Origin of the sequence: Streptomyces sp. SAI-135, assembly GCF_029893805.1 — a bacterium.
Taxonomy (GTDB): domain Bacteria; phylum Actinomycetota; class Actinomycetes; order Streptomycetales; family Streptomycetaceae; genus Streptomyces.
Genome location: NZ_JARXYP010000002.1, coordinates 4,343,070 through 4,356,604, shown reverse-complemented (window position 1 = coordinate 4,356,604; position 13,535 = coordinate 4,343,070). Strand labels below are relative to the sequence as shown.

Genomic DNA, 13,535 nt, shown 5'->3' with positions numbered 1-13,535 from the left:
GGGGCCGCCCTTGACGTTGTGGTCAGGCTGCTTGCTGGCCGGGCAGGAGCATGCCGTCGGCGGTCCTGCGCAGGGCTCCATGGGCGGTCAGGGCCTTGATCTCGCGGGAGACGGTGCCCTTGTTGAGGCCGGTCGTGTCGGCCACGTCCTTTGCGGTGCGGGCCCCCGCCTGCACGGCGCCCAGTACCTTGTCCCGGTTGGTCGCCGCGCCGGACGGTGCGGGCGTGTTCTTGACCAGGTGCAGCGGCGTGCGCGGCGGCTGGCCGCCCGTGGACGGCGCGGGGGACCAGATCGACTTGGGCAGGGTGCGCACGCCCGCGTCGTCCAGGGTCCAGGTGCGCAGCATGCGCGGCCCGTAGCCCTTGAGGTAGCCGTGCCCCCGGTACTCACGGCCGTCGGGGATCTGGTGCGGCGCGTAGTGCGCGCAGTCATCCAGCGCGACCTGTGCCTGTGTCGTGCCGGCCACCCGCAGCGAGAACCTCGTGAGGAGGTTCGGCGCGATCAGCTTGTGCACTCCCGGGGCGGACCCATCGGTGAGCGGGTACTGGGTCGCCCACCACAGAACAACCCCCCGCGAGCGGCCCAGCGAGGACAGTTCGATGAGGCGCTGGAGTCGGTCCTTGTCCTTGGTGATGAGGGCCAGGATCACCTGTCCCTCGTCCACGACGACGGTGAGCTGACGGCCGTCCCACACGCTGATCCCGCGCTTTTTCATGTCGGTCTTGCGGCGGGTCATTTCCGCGTGCGCCTCGTCCACCGCGTTGGTGATTTCGTCTTGTTCCACGGCGACGCGGCATACCGGCTCCCAGATGTTGGCCTCTTCGCCCTTGCCGTCGATGAGCAGCAGGTCACCGCGCAGGTGGGCGGTGGCCATGAGCGGGCGGAACGACCAGGACTTGCCGGTGCCGGACGCGCCGGACACCAACAGGCGCTCATCGAACGGGATCAGGACCTCATCTCCGGTCTCGGTGTCCAGAGCAAGGCTCATCATCAGCGGGTCGGACGGAATGCGGTCCGGGGTCCACAGCGAGGAGACGCCTGCGGCTGCCGACCGCGTGGCCAGGGTCACCACGGCCCACCCGCCGCGCGAGGCCGAGGTGATCCGTATGCGCAGCGCGGTACGCGCCCCCAAAAGGGCCCGGACCGAATCGGTCTTCTCCACGAGGGCTTTGACGGTCCACTGCCCGTCCAGGCGGATCTCACAGCGGATGCCGCCCGGCTCGATGGCCGGGGGTGTGGTGACCGTGCCGGCCAGGCCGCGATCAGGGGCGTGTTCCACCCAGTACGTCGGGTCGAGCCGCTCCATGAGCTGACGCTCTTCCAGCGACAGCGAGGCATCCACCGGCACCCGCAGCTTGCGGCGCCCGAGCGCGAGCGCGGCCACGTTCGCTCCGATCAGCACAGCCGAAGTCGCGGCAGGCCACACCGTGACGTGCGCGGTGGACATGAGGGCGGACGCGATTGCGCTCGGCACGGCGTGCGCCGCGTGCGCCTGCACAGCGCGGGTCTTGAGCGTGGTCGGGTAGTTCACGCGGGCGGCCTTGAGCTTGGCGCGGGTGTCGCGCTCGTGCTTGGCGGCTGCCTTGGCCGCGACGCGTGCGGCGCGGCGGCTGGCCGCGAACGGGTTGTTGGACGCGGCCCGCGCGGTGAGTTGCTGTGACTTGGCGGTGGCGTGCGTGGAGCGCGCGGCGTTGTGCTCCTTCTGCGCGGCCATGAGCGCCTTCAAGTGCTCCGGTGTGCGCAGCTTGTTGCGTCGCTCTGCCTCAAGGTCCCAGCGGGCCGCGAACGGAGCGCACACGGGGGCGAGCGAATCGAGAGCGGCAGTGGTGGTGTTGGTGGTGGTCGACCATGCTTGCTTCCAGTCCACGAGGGTCCTCCAAGACCGTGGATAAGGGCCGGTGCGCCGTCGCGTGGCGGCACCGGCCCACCCGAGTTGCAGTGGACGGTGGTGTCGGTTGCGTCGACAGCACCGGTTGAACCCCTGCAACCACATCTGACCTGCGACGTTGCAGAGTTGAGCGGTGGGGAGGGGTGAGGGCCCTACGCGCACGCGCGCGTAGGGGGCCGGAAAATCGGGCCGTGCAACCCCCTCGCGGGCCCTGAACGGCCGTTCACGGAACCGGGGTTCTCACCCCTCATTGGAGGGGTGTCGGAGGCTCTACGGGCCGTCTACGGCCTCCCGCCCGTTCACGGGTGAGCCGGGAGGTCGTAGACGGATGCTCAACTGCTCTTCGAGCGGGTGAGCTTGAGGGTGATACCGCCGATGCCGACGGGCCCGGCAGTCTGCGCGATGACGGTAGCCGTGTGGGCGGCGGCATCCATCAGCGCGCACAGGGCGGCGACCAGTCCCCAGCAGCCCATGGCGGCTGCTCCCGCGATGACGAGGGGGAACAGGTAGTGGCGCAGGGGCCGTCCGCTCGGGTCGGTGGTGTGGACGACGATGACGACGGGCTGACCGGTGGCTTCCGCGCGGCGGTAGGCGTCGGCGGGAACGTGCGGAGCGATGATCCCCGGCAGGTCACGGTGTGCCATCAGGGCTCTCTCCCTCGGAATCAGCGGGGACTCGCGCAGGGCACACAGGCACCGAGCGAGGTGGGGATGACGTATCCGGCATCGCGCCGGCAGGTGGGGCAGATGCGGCGGGCACGGTTGGCCCGGGCGAGCGCGGCCCACCGGCCCGGCGTCATCGGCCGGACGGGCTTCGCCGCGTCGATGCGATAGAGGTACGCGACCAGCGGGCCGCGCCTGCGGCGGGGACGCTGGACTTCGGCGGCCACGTCCTGGCCACCCGGGCGCAGCCCCATCGTGCGAAGCTGCCGACGGGTGGCCAGTCCCTCAGGGGCGAGCCGCCACCGGTACACAGGCAGCGAGCCACTGGCCGGTGCGGTGGTCATCAGCGGCCCATACCGGCGAGATCTACCGGGACGCCGTTGACGGGCCCGCGCAGCTCGGCATACCGAGTGGAGACCCACCCGACCGACCAGCCGCACAGCTCGGCAGCCTGCCGCACCGGCAGGCCCTCGGCATGCGCGGCGGCCACGATGGCGCGCGCGTCGTCCTCCGGGAGCTTGTCCGTGGCGGGGCCGGCGGACAGCAGTGCGGCGCGTTCACGCGCGGCCCGCTCCTCCCGCTCCGCCCGTTCACGGCGCTCTTGCTCCAGGCGCTCGCGCCGCTCGCGTTCGGCGCGTTCGGCGGCCTCGCGTTCACGGCGTTCACGCTCCGCCCGGAGGTGTTCACGCTCGCGCTCCTGGCGTTCACGCGCCTCGCGCTCGGCTCGCTCGCGGGCTTGCTCCCGCTCGCGTTCCTCGCGTCGTGCGGCTGCTTCCCGCTCAGCCTGTTCACGGGCCATGCGGGCTTCATGCTCCCGCTGTTCACGCGCCAACGCGGCGGCGTGCTCGCGTTCCTCGCGGGCCCGCCGCGCGGCCTCCTCGCGCCGCTCGATCGCGGCGCGTTCGCGGGCTTCCCGCTCGGCTTGCTGCTTGGCCTCCAGCGCCAGCACGGCGGCGGTGATGGCGCGCCGGTAGGCGAGTCCGGTCTCGGCCGTGACGATCAGCAGCAGCGGCGCGACCGCGTGCACAGCCACGCCCACCAGGTCGTTCTTCAACGCGGAATCGGCGACGTTGAGGGCGAGCGTCATGCAGCCGGTCATCCACCGCAGCACCACCGGCCACTTCCCGCCGTGTCCCCCGAGCCGTGCCAGCACCGCATCCAGCCGGACCACGATGACCACTGCGGCATCCACCACCAGGGGCAGGATGGGTGCGGTCCAGTCCCACTTGTCGGGGGTGTGAGCGGCGGCGAGCGGCGTGACGGTGAGGATCGAATAGAGCATCGCGCCAGCCACGATCAGCCATGTGCCGACCGACAACGCGCGCTCTGCTGAACGGATCTGAACGGCGTTCACGCGCTCACCTCCGGCAGTGAACGAATCCGGGTCGCGGCGATCAGCACGATCGGTGAGGCGGGGTTGTCGGGGTTGATGCTGTCCTCCGTCCACGCCCACCGCGCGCCCGGCACCGGCTCGAAACCGAGCAGCCTGAGCGCGTTCGTACGGTCGGTGAACGTCGGGACCGAGCGTCCCAACCGGTGCTCAGGCCAGGGCTCGGTGGTGTTCAGCACCACCACGTACAGCCACCAGAAACCCGCACGGACGGACATCTGCGCGGTGAACTCCCGCGCGGTCGTCTGCTCGCTCACAGCGCGCTCCCCAGGGTGAGCAGGAGCGCGAGGACGAGCAGCATCCCGCCGGCGCACGTGAGGTCGACCGCGCGGCGCAGGCACGTGAACTTGACGACCGCGAGCCGGGACAGACCCGCGATGTCGGCGGCCAGGTCCCGCGCGGCGGCGTGCTGGGTGATCTCCTCAGCGGTGAGGGTGGCCCACAACGGGAATCCGTGGCGGCCCCGCAGGTTCGGCCGCGTCGAGCGCAGCAGCAGACCAGCGGCCGTGACCAGCAGCGCCATGCCGAACCCGCCCACCGCGTATGCGGCAGGGCTCAGCGGTACGTCCTTGGCGACCGTCCACGTGCCGGCCAGGACCGCGCCGACGAACGCCAGTAACAGCCCTGTCTTGGTGTCGGTCCGCGTGATCTCCGCTTTGACTTCGGCGAGCGCGGTCATCAGGTTCGAGTCGGTGGCGCTCACGCTCCGACCTCCGGAAGGCTCGCGGCACCGGTGCGGTTGATCAGGTCTCGCCGGGCGGCCAGCAGCCTGCGGCGGGCCCGGCGGATACGCCGGACGTCCAGCTCGGTCGGGGCGCGGTCGATGGTGATGATCTGCGCGTCCAACAGGTCGACATCCGCGAGGATCGCGGGCATCTCCAGCTCGATCGCGTCCAGCTCAGCGTCCGTCGGCTCCATGAAGTCGGCGAACGCGGTAACAGCGTCCTGAACAGTAACGATGTGGCTCATTGGGTCGTGTGTCCTCTCACAGGTGAACGGCCCGAACAGCGCCCCCGGAGTTACCGCTCCGGGGGCGCCCGCCGTTGGTGGAAGTCGCGCGATGCCGCGCGGTTGGCCGCAAACCGGCCGAAGTGCCCCGGACCGGACTTGAACCGGTCAGGCTGCCTACGGGGCCCACGATCTCTGCCCTTGTCTCACCGCACGCGTGGGTCACTTGTCCGCCCTATCGGGGGCGGCATGGGAGAAGGTGCTTGCTGCTCGTGCGGCAGGGCCTACGGCTTGTCGCTGTTGCCTGATCTTCCGACGGCCGCTCTTCCCGTGGTCAGGCTGCGGTGCGTCCTCTGTTGAGTTCTCAATCAAACGCGCTGCCTTCGTACTCACCCCTGCGGGCTTTCCTCCGTGCGCTGTCAGCGCAGGCGCATACTTGCAGGTGTTGCACCGCCTGTTCAGCTTGTTGGTACAAGCTGATGCAGTGATGCTGCACCCACGGACAGTGAGTCGTCAAGGGGGTTGGCCTACATGTACCAACAAGTTGCCCGAGTGCGTCATGATGAGGGCATGAACAAGCAGCCGAAGTACCGGCAGGTCGCGGATGTCCTGCGCCGCGAGATCGACAACGGCACGTTCCCGCCGGGGTCGCGGCTGCCCTCAGAAAACGACCTACAGCAGCGGTTCGATGCGTCCCGGAACACCGTCCGTAACGGGCTTAGCCTGCTGGTCAGCGAGGGGCTGCTGACGTCCAGCCAGGGACTGGGCTACGAGGTCAAGTCCCACGAGGTGTTCGAACTCAACGCTTCCCGGTTCGAGAATCTGAACTTCCCGCAGAACGGGGACTCCTACAACACCGACGTCACCAAGGCGGGGCGACGGCCGCACCAGACGTTCCGGGTCGAGATGCTGCCGGCACCGGAGGAGATCGCCCAGCGCCTGAGTATCACGGCAGGTGCAAAGGCGGTATTGCGGTTTTGTCATCGCTATGTGGATGACGTCCCTTGGTCGACGCAAGCGACCTACTATCCATCATGGCTGGTCGAAGCGTCACCGCGCCTTGCCGAGCCAGGAGACATCGAAGAGGGAACGACTCGGTACCTAGCGGCTCAAGGCATTGAGCAGATCGGGTACTTCGACGAGATCGCCGCGCGTATGCCGACACCGGAGGAGGCGCGACTGCTGGAGATCGGTGCTGGAGTGCCGGTCCTGCTTTGGACGCGGACCGGGTACTCCCAGGACCGGCCCATCCGGTGCACCATCACCACGTTCCGCGGTGACCTCAACCGGATGAATTACGAGATTGGCGACCTGTCCGCCCGAAGTGAGAACGAGCCTCAGTGAGAATTATCCCCGCCAGCCCAGACGACGTCTCTAAGCTGTTGGCTTTCCGTGAGGAGGCCGCAGCTTGGCTTGCTCGTCTCGGCACCGACCAGTGGCGACGCCCCTATCCCGCTGACAAGTTGCTGGAGACCATCCAAGCGGGAACCGTCTTCATGGTTGCAGACGGCGATGCGACGGTCGCGACCATTACTCTCACTCCCGATGCGGAGGCAGGGCTCTGGACAGAGCAAGAGCTGTCGGAGCCTTCCTTGTTCATTAACAAGCTCACTGTGGCGCGCACGCATTCCGGGGCGAATGTTGGAGGGCGCCTGCTCGATTGGGCGGGGGATCGGGCTTACCGAGCTGGTGCCAAGTGGCTCCGTCTGGACGCGTGGACGACGAACAAGGGGCTTCAGGCGTACTACCTCCGCCAAGGCTTTGAACATGTTCGAACAGTGATCGCGGGTGTGGCTGTGAACGGGGGTCCTCGGGTATCTGGTTGGCTTGCCCAGCGCCCAACAGGTCCCGCAAACCATGGTTTTGTGGACGAAACCCGTAAGCCGGGTGAAGCCTCTCCTCCTGATATTCAGGGGCGAGTTGATTAAGCGAGAGTGAAGGTGCCAGCGCAGTGCAGATCCAGATATCTGCGGTGTAGGAGATCTACCAACTCGGAGACCTTCGTCAGTTTCGACAAGTCGGCCGATGTAATCAACAGCAATTTTGTGCCCTCTGCCAAGGACTGCCCGGCCTGATGGTAGGCTGCCGTTTTCTCGATAGGGTCACCCGTGACACCGCTGGCTGCGACCAGAACTCCAACTGAGCACCCGCGTCGGCGAACTTTACTACTAAAGGTCGTTACGGTTGCAGAGTCAACGGGACTGCTCCAGTTTTTGCACTCCACCAGGAAGATTTCAGGCAGCATTTTAAGGCCGCCCTGCTCGCGGAAGTTGCTAACCGATAGATCGATCTCCTCGGACTTGAACTGATTGAGGCTATTTCGTTGAACTTGGCACCCCGGAACCTGGCTGAATAGGAAATCAAGCGCGTCTTCGTATGAGCGACCGCGTACCGCCGTGTTATTCGCAGGGTTCTGCGCGGACCGCAAAAAGGCCATAAGCTTCCGTGTATCAAACGCGCTCATTCGCGACCCGCCTGAGACTGATGCATCTGGCTGTTCCGGAGCTTCACCAATGCGCGACTCAGGGTGCGGCTCTCTGCCCTCTCCACAAGTTCCAAGGCTGAAATGACGCCGACAGGTAGTGGTGAGTGATAGGGAACGCGATATGCCGGGTCGCTGGCGTTATGGTAAACGATGATGCCGAAATACAGAGATCGGGCGTACAGTACATCTGCGAGTCTCTTTGCCGCGCGGGACACCGTGCCCGGCTTAATGTGCTCCCCGATCATGCAGTCAACTAGGATGGGGCCGCCTAGAATTTCGCTGGCCGTGTCAACCCAAGCTGCGAAATCAAAGCCCTTGTCAGGGCCGCCGCCTGTCGTGGATTCACTTACTTGAGCCGCAGAATAGGAGAAGACGCTCCTGATCACTTCCTCGTACTGATAGGCGCGAAAGGTCGCTGCGCCGGCCGCATCCGGCGAGAATTGCCGAGACTTGGTCTTTTCGAGGAACTGTCTAGCGTCTAGAAGGGGTGAAGGCGCGTTTTGTGTCCCGGGCGGCAGAGGATTCGGGCGACGGACTTCGAGGCTTTCGGCGAAGCGCTTCACGTGAGGTGTAATAGCCTCACCATTTTCGAAATCCAGCTCAACGCTTTGGATTCCAGCAAGTGGCAAAGGGAGTTTTCGGCGAGACTCCGTGATGATCAGCAGGGGAAGGTCACGACCTAGGGCGGCTCCTATCTCCAAAAAGAGGGCGGGCGGGGACGTTTCGAGTGTTTGGCGGTCAAGGGCTGCGCACACAAAATCGATTCCTGTAACGCCTTGCGTAAGCCAGTCCGATTCAAGGTCTTGGGCACTTACGACTTCGACCCCAGCAGCCCGAACCGCCTTGAAGATGAGTCGAGAAGACCTGGCGCTAGTCGATAGTAGACATCGCATGCTTGAACGTTAGCGCCAATAAGGCAGTTCCAGGGAGGTATTGGCCAGTTGCAGCAGGTGAGGCGGAGGCTGTGGTCGAGAGCCAGGCGGAGGCTGCTCCTCTTCGTGGCTGGGTCCTTGGAGACACCGCCGGGCCCTCTCTGGGCCCTCCAAGGGCGACAAGCTACGGCCAACAACGACCAACAACGACGGTCCGAGCCCAGGTCAGTCAGGTTGTCCACCTCGCTGACCAGGGGCAAAAAACGGGCCCCCCAGACCCAGGGCAAGAAGAAGTAACCGAACGCCAGCAAGCCCCCGACCTGCTGTTTCTTGGCAGGGCGGGGGCTTTTTGGTGGGGCTGGGCCGTCTGTGGGCCGTCAGCCGGTTGGGCGGGTCGTGCTCAGGGCTTCAGGAAGTCCGGCTGCGGCCGTTCTCTGGCTTCTGCCTGGGCCCCCGCATCGCGGAGGGCCGAGACGGATGCCGTCGCGTCCTCCTCAGGCACACAGGCGAGAATGACGGCGGGAACCTGCGTCGCAAGAACCTTGCTGCGCCACAGGCTCAGCCCCGTGAGCCGACGTACGAGCTGGACGACGTCCATCACGCGCACGCCGGGGTCGGTGAGGACCACGTCGTGAGGCACGTCGTCGCACACCAGTAAGAAGTACTCGTCCGCCATGCCTCTCCCCGCCCTTCTCCGGTTCGGAGCGTACGAGCCCTCAGTCGTCATGTCGCATCGTTTTGGTGGCCTCGAATACAGCGGATACGGCTTTGCGCGTCCGTTCTTGGCTGGACGGCATCAGGTGCGCGTACACCCGGAGCGTCAGGCCTGGGTCGGAGTGGCCGAGGTACTCGGCGAGGGCCTTGATGTTCTCCCCGGCGTCCAGGAGGACCGAGGCGTAGAAGTGGCGGAGTGCATGCATGCCGTTCTCGCGAGACTCGGCGTACGACTCGCCAGGCTTCCGCTCCGGGATCACTCCAGCCGAGGCCAGCGCCCGTTTCCACGCCTCCTCGTTGAGGGACGTCCGCCAGACGTGACCACCACGCGGTCCGGTGAAGATCAGCCGCTTGGTCACCGGCGGCCCGTCTGCCACCTTCCACGGCAAGGTGACATCGACCGGCGGGAACCGCTTCATGTGAGCCCGGAGCGCATCTGCGACCGGACCGGGCAGCGGCACGTCCCGGAGCTTGCCACCCTTTGGCGGGGCGAACACAGCCTTGCTTCGGCTCAGCTTGAGTTGCTGGACCACGTGGAGCGTGTCCGACTCGAAGTCGATCGCGTCGACGGCCACGCCGAGGATCTCGCCCTGGCGCAGCCCGCAGCCGCCGCCGAGGTCGACCATGGCCCGGAACCGCTCGGGCATGCCGGCCCGGACGGCGAAGACCCGTTCCGTTGTCCAGGGGGCGACGCGCCTGTCATCGACGGTCGGCGGCCGGACCGAGCGAGCCGCACACGGATTCCTGGGAAGGTGCCCGTCATCCACGGCCGCACTGAAGGTCCACAGACTGCCAGACTCGCCGGAAGCTTACGGGGCCATGATCACTCGCCCCAAAGCAGCTCCAGCCCAAAGCCGCTCCACCGACCTCATTGTTCACCGCCGCCCGAGTCGCTCTCTGGTGCCGGATCTTCTGGCGGGTTGAAGGTCTGGTAGAGCCCGATCCCGCAGAGGATGACGGCGAGGAGCAGCAAACCGGCGAATAGGGTCCATGACCACCAGGCATGGAGCAGAGCGAGCAGCCATAGCAGTGGAACCGCGAACACCACGATCATGCATACGGCGCCCAAGGCGCTCCAGCTACGACGATGGGCGACATACCGAGTTTGCCTCGATGCCACCGCAGCAACCTGGGTGCGGATCAGGGCATCTAGTTGAGCAATCTCGTGAGTCCAGTGATCGGGCTGCTCCGCTTGCAGCTTGCCCAGCAGCTCCCAATTGCGCTCAAGATCAGCGATGAGCCTCGCATCACGACGGTTTTGAATTGTGCCGGTGACCAAGGGCCCTGCCGCCGCTGCTATGACAACTCCCACGCCACCCAGAAGCGGCGTAACCCACGAAGCCAACTGCCTCCCCTTCTCCTAGTACCGCACGCAGCTACCCTGCTCCCAGCAGGCTAAGGCGTGACACTGACACTCCAGCCCACCGGCGACGATGCGGGCCGTCGCTGGGCCGTCGAAGGGTGCTCAACGACGACCAACGCTGACAACCACCGACGGCTAAATCGCAGGTCGCAGCGTTGATCGATTACGGGGCCCCAGGTCAGAGGACCGGCCCTTCACTTCTTCGGGTACTGATCGCCCGCTGCGGCACTTGACTCGCCCATTGAGACTCCACCGACCTCACACGCGGCGACTTTCCCATACCGTGTGCGCTCCGCACATTTACGCTAGGCTCTCTGCATGAAGATTGCATTCTTCCTCAACGATAGGGATTCAACTCGGCGAGTAATGCAGAAACTGGCCGACGCAACAACAGTGGCGGAATTGGGGGAGGTTACATTTATCAATCCAGGGGATTTCGCTCCTCGCGCCATCGGTTCAGAAATTAAGAAGGAATTCCCAGAAACCGATGTCGCCGTATTTGACGTCACTAGGGCAAGATTCCACGTGGGGTACATGCTGGGTATCGCCCGCGAAGCCGGGGTGCATGTGGTACTCATCGCGGAATCTGGCGGAGAAATTCCGTTCGACATGGCATCTTACCGAACGCTCATTTATGGTAACTCGCTACGCGATACGAAGAATCTCGAGAGCGCATTATTGCAAGATCTTCGCAACCTTCAGGCAGAACCAAGTGTCGAGCCTTCAGAGTGGCTTCAAAGCGAGCCCAAGAAAGCAGTCTTCATCAGCTACAGCCACGTCGACCAGAAGTATATTCGCCGACTGCTCGTGCACCTGCGCCCCCTGGAACGCCAAGGAATTATCGACGCGTGGTCTGACACAAGGATCGAAGCGGGAGACGCATGGCGCGAGGAAATCAGAGAGGCATTGCATCGAGCGCGCATTGCCATCCTGTTGATTTCGGCAGACTTCCTCGCTTCGGATTTTATCGTCGAAAACGAGCTTCCACCACTCTTGATGAAAGCTGAAGCCGAGGGGACAAGAATCCTTCCCGTAGTTGTTAAAGCATGCCGTTTTCCACGCGATCCTCAACTTTCTCGCTTTCAGGCGGTCAACGACCCCAAGTCCCCCCTGGCTGGTATGGCGGAACACCAACAGGAAGTCATCTATGACTTGCTAACGGAATCGATTGAACGAGTGATCCAATAGTGTCTAGATCGACCGGGCGATTCGTGTCGGCGCCCGATCCATTAGGCCACCACCGCTATAGAGGCCGACATCTTCACACAGGCGCCGACATCTGACCGGGCGGGGAGTCAGCGTCAGGGGCTGCGTCTCCGTCTGTGGCAGGCAGGTTGGTTTCTTCACCATGGTCAGTCCTCCATTTACGCACGACTGCATCGAGTGTTGAGGAGCTGAGTTCACCGGCCACAATCGTCTGAATCAATAGGTCATTAGCCTGCCTGCTCTTCATTAAGGCGGCGGGCACAAGGAGGATAGGGCAAGCGAGTGTGAGCCACCACCACGCCGACCCCATAATGGCCAAGGCAGAGATCAATCCAATACCGGCTACTGCGACACCGAGCCGAAAATCGGCCTCTGCAGTGTAGCGATCGTACTCCCCATAGATTTCAGGCTTGGTAATTAGAAGTTTGATGCGCAACTGGCTCCGCTCAAACCCCAAACCGGTTTCCAAATGAGTATAGGCGAGCCCCATCTCCGATCGACGATCTCCTATGGAGATAGCCATGGCCACGATATTGTATGGGCTAGAATTATTCCCTCGCCCGCTGAACCTCACCTCTCTGAACGGCACGCCAACGAGTTCCGAAATCAGAAAGGAGATCAGATCCGCTTCCGCCTCTTGACTAAGAGAGGGCATGTAGCTCTTGCGAACGATCAACGTTGCGAAGAGTGTGATCTTCTCAATTGCCGCACCAGCTAGGCTCCCAATCAGATAGGCGCAGAAGGCAACTGCGGCAAGCGAAGCCGGCTTACCGCAAATCTCAGACAGGTCGTAGAGGGATTTTATAACACCCGTAGCCTGATCTCGCTTCGGAATGCCCGGTGCAAGGAAGAGCCAAGCTGTCAGCAGGTAAATAAGTCCCGCCGCAAGTGGCGTGCGGACATCCCGTAGCCCAGGTAGGAGACTCAGCAACATAGATCGATGATCCCAAAAGCGTTGAGTCATTGTCAGCGCTTTAGGTAACTTGGCCATACTTCGGCTCCATGCTGGGGCGCCTGGCATACGCGTGCCCTGTCGTTCCACGCACCGACGCGTTGTACCCAGCAGCGGCCCCGGGGGCCCGCACTCGACCGAGTGTGTCAGACGCCGTGCCAAATCCTGAGGGGAATCACGGGGATCACCGGGTGCAATTCGAGCGCCCGATGCGTCCTCGTATCCACTTCGCTGCAGTTCAGCCCAGCAACCGAACGAAGATCACCTCAGCTTCTCAAGGTGAGGGCTCAAGAATCGTCGTCACGGGCCCAGCCGTCGTAGCTTGCTCTGATCGACGACATTTGGTGTTCCATTTCAAACGCGTTCACGTTGCTGGCGTTTGCTCCCAAGGGGGCGTCCAACCTATCTCTCGACAAAGGTCAGCTAGCGGCATATCAACTTTGGCGAGTTGGTCGTGACTGTACAGATCGCTGATACGCATACCCAGGAAGTGCTTTGCGTCGATCGCAGTATCCGGATACCCCATATCGCGGCGCGCAGCAAGAACGAACTCGGCATAGAGTTTCATCAAGATAGTGGGAGGCGTTTCAGGAACATACGTCGCTTGCATGAAATTATGGAAAGCTATGACCGCTTGATCTGAGCCGAAAATTGTAACCCAGGCCGAGAATTCAGAAATTAGACTCTTGAACTCATCTTCCGACATCACGCGTTGGTTGAGGATGTCTTTGAGAAGGTTGATCATGGGTTTGTATACATCATACTTCTTCTCCGATATTCTTGCTTCGAGATCCCTAAGGTGCTGTGCATCGATTTCAGACTTTTTCGCCCTCCGTGCCGAACGGGCGGAAATGACGGCGGCTATGACGGACGCTAGAGCCGGAATAGCTGCAACTGCAAGTGAAATTCGCCAATCCAAGGTTTTTCCTTGCGCTATCATCATCAGCTTGCCGTGATTCAATTTCATTCTCTCTTTCGGCTCTCTGGCATAGCAAGTCTTGTATGCCGCCCAAGGGACACGCCAGAAACCAGAAGGTTTACTCCCTGCTTCGTCG

The 13,535-nt window shown here is 63.6% G+C and carries 15 protein-coding genes and 1 pseudogene; 3 read left to right on the top strand and 13 right to left on the bottom strand.

Translation table 11 applies throughout. The annotated features are described in order from the left end of the window. Positions 1 to 22: 22 nt before the first annotated feature. The 7 genes from M2163_RS24090 to M2163_RS24060 form a co-directional block, all read right to left on the bottom strand. Positions 23 to 1,867: a helix-turn-helix domain-containing protein gene (locus M2163_RS24090; protein ID WP_280894992.1), complete on the bottom strand. Its 1,845-nt coding sequence runs from the start codon at positions 1,865 to 1,867 to the stop codon at positions 23 to 25. 353 nt (positions 1,868 to 2,220) lie between these two features. Then, positions 2,221 to 2,532 (bottom strand): hypothetical protein, encoded by a 312-nt coding sequence (locus tag M2163_RS24085; RefSeq protein ID WP_280894991.1) that lies wholly within the window; start codon positions 2,530 to 2,532, stop codon positions 2,221 to 2,223. A gap of 20 nt (positions 2,533 to 2,552) precedes the next feature. After that, the gene (locus tag M2163_RS24080; protein ID WP_280894990.1) at positions 2,553 to 2,894 is read right to left on the bottom strand and encodes an RRQRL motif-containing zinc-binding protein; all 342 of its coding nucleotides are present in this window, start codon (positions 2,892 to 2,894) and stop codon (positions 2,553 to 2,555) included. Continuing rightward, positions 2,894 to 3,904, bottom strand: coding sequence for a DUF2637 domain-containing protein (locus M2163_RS24075; RefSeq protein WP_280894989.1), 1,011 nt, complete (start codon positions 3,902 to 3,904; stop codon positions 2,894 to 2,896). Before M2163_RS24075 ends, M2163_RS24080 begins: the two co-directional genes overlap by 1 nt. Beyond that, positions 3,901 to 4,197, bottom strand: coding sequence for a DUF6303 family protein (locus M2163_RS24070; protein WP_280894988.1), 297 nt, complete (start codon positions 4,195 to 4,197; stop codon positions 3,901 to 3,903). Before M2163_RS24070 ends, M2163_RS24075 begins: the two co-directional genes overlap by 4 nt. After that, positions 4,194 to 4,643, bottom strand: coding sequence for a Pycsar system effector family protein (locus tag M2163_RS24065; protein WP_280850763.1), 450 nt, complete (start codon positions 4,641 to 4,643; stop codon positions 4,194 to 4,196). Before M2163_RS24065 ends, M2163_RS24070 begins: the two co-directional genes overlap by 4 nt. Further along, complete coding sequence (locus M2163_RS24060) at positions 4,640 to 4,909, bottom strand: DUF6284 family protein (protein WP_280894987.1); 270 nt, start codon at positions 4,907 to 4,909, stop codon at positions 4,640 to 4,642. The genes M2163_RS24065 and M2163_RS24060 overlap by 4 nt, the downstream gene beginning before the upstream one ends. Positions 4,910 to 5,458: 549 nt before the next feature. Here M2163_RS24060 and M2163_RS24055 point away from each other — a divergent pair. Both M2163_RS24055 and M2163_RS24050 read left to right on the top strand, forming a co-directional pair. After that, positions 5,459 to 6,232 (top strand): GntR family transcriptional regulator, encoded by a 774-nt coding sequence (locus M2163_RS24055; RefSeq protein ID WP_280894986.1) that lies wholly within the window; start codon positions 5,459 to 5,461, stop codon positions 6,230 to 6,232. Next, positions 6,229 to 6,816, top strand: coding sequence for a GNAT family N-acetyltransferase (locus M2163_RS24050; RefSeq protein WP_280894985.1), 588 nt, complete (start codon positions 6,229 to 6,231; stop codon positions 6,814 to 6,816). The genes M2163_RS24055 and M2163_RS24050 overlap by 4 nt, the downstream gene beginning before the upstream one ends. Before the next feature lie 532 nt (positions 6,817 to 7,348). Here the strand turns inward: M2163_RS24050 and M2163_RS24045 are convergent. The 4 genes and pseudogenes from M2163_RS24045 to M2163_RS24030 all read right to left on the bottom strand — a co-directional run bounded on the left by M2163_RS24045 (position 7,349) and on the right by M2163_RS24030 (position 10,238). Then, positions 7,349 to 7,936, bottom strand: a complete 588-nt coding sequence (locus tag M2163_RS24045; protein WP_280894984.1) for a hypothetical protein — start codon at positions 7,934 to 7,936, stop codon at positions 7,349 to 7,351. 709 nt (positions 7,937 to 8,645) lie between these two features. Next, on the bottom strand, positions 8,646 to 8,921 hold the full coding sequence (locus tag M2163_RS24040) for a ribosomal protein L7/L12 (protein WP_280894983.1): 276 nt from the start codon (positions 8,919 to 8,921) through the stop codon (positions 8,646 to 8,648). A 40-nt stretch (positions 8,922 to 8,961) separates the two neighbouring features. Continuing rightward, a pseudogene (locus M2163_RS24035) lies at positions 8,962 to 9,735 on the bottom strand (site-specific integrase); the annotation flags it as partial. A gap of 92 nt (positions 9,736 to 9,827) precedes the next feature. Next, positions 9,828 to 10,238, bottom strand: a complete 411-nt coding sequence (locus M2163_RS24030) for a hypothetical protein (RefSeq protein ID WP_280894982.1) — start codon at positions 10,236 to 10,238, stop codon at positions 9,828 to 9,830. Positions 10,239 to 10,640: 402 nt separating this feature from the next. Between M2163_RS24030 and M2163_RS24025 the strand changes: the two genes are divergently transcribed. Continuing rightward, entirely contained in the window at positions 10,641 to 11,510 is an 870-nt protein-coding gene (locus tag M2163_RS24025) for a toll/interleukin-1 receptor domain-containing protein (RefSeq protein ID WP_280894981.1), read from the top strand. 73 nt (positions 11,511 to 11,583) lie between these two features. On the opposite strand, the gene M2163_RS24020 is transcribed toward M2163_RS24025, so the two are convergent. Both M2163_RS24020 and M2163_RS24015 read right to left on the bottom strand, forming a co-directional pair. Next, positions 11,584 to 12,519, bottom strand: a complete 936-nt coding sequence (locus M2163_RS24020; protein ID WP_280894980.1) for a hypothetical protein — start codon at positions 12,517 to 12,519, stop codon at positions 11,584 to 11,586. A 325-nt stretch (positions 12,520 to 12,844) separates the two neighbouring features. Next, positions 12,845 to 13,447 (bottom strand): hypothetical protein, encoded by a 603-nt coding sequence (locus tag M2163_RS24015; RefSeq protein ID WP_280894979.1) that lies wholly within the window; start codon positions 13,445 to 13,447, stop codon positions 12,845 to 12,847. Positions 13,448 to 13,535 lie beyond the last annotated feature (88 nt).

Bases quoted from the DNA above. Each gene is read 5' to 3' on its own strand.
- M2163_RS24085 (WP_280894991.1), bottom strand. From the start codon at position 2,532: ATGGCACACCGTGACCTGCCGGGGATCATCGCTCCGCACGTTCCCGCC.
- M2163_RS24080 (WP_280894990.1), bottom strand. From the start codon at position 2,894: ATGACCACCGCACCGGCCAGTGGCTCGCTGCCTGTGTACCGGTGGCGG.
- M2163_RS24060 (WP_280894987.1), bottom strand. From the start codon at position 4,909: ATGAGCCACATCGTTACTGTTCAGGACGCTGTTACCGCGTTCGCCGAC.
- M2163_RS24055 (WP_280894986.1), top strand. From the start codon at position 5,459: ATGAACAAGCAGCCGAAGTACCGGCAGGTCGCGGATGTCCTGCGCCGC.
- M2163_RS24040 (WP_280894983.1), bottom strand. From the start codon at position 8,921: ATGGCGGACGAGTACTTCTTACTGGTGTGCGACGACGTGCCTCACGAC.
- M2163_RS24025 (WP_280894981.1), top strand. From the start codon at position 10,641: ATGAAGATTGCATTCTTCCTCAACGATAGGGATTCAACTCGGCGAGTA.
- M2163_RS24020 (WP_280894980.1), bottom strand. From the start codon at position 12,519: ATGGCCAAGTTACCTAAAGCGCTGACAATGACTCAACGCTTTTGGGAT.
- M2163_RS24015 (WP_280894979.1), bottom strand. From the start codon at position 13,447: ATGAAATTGAATCACGGCAAGCTGATGATGATAGCGCAAGGAAAAACC.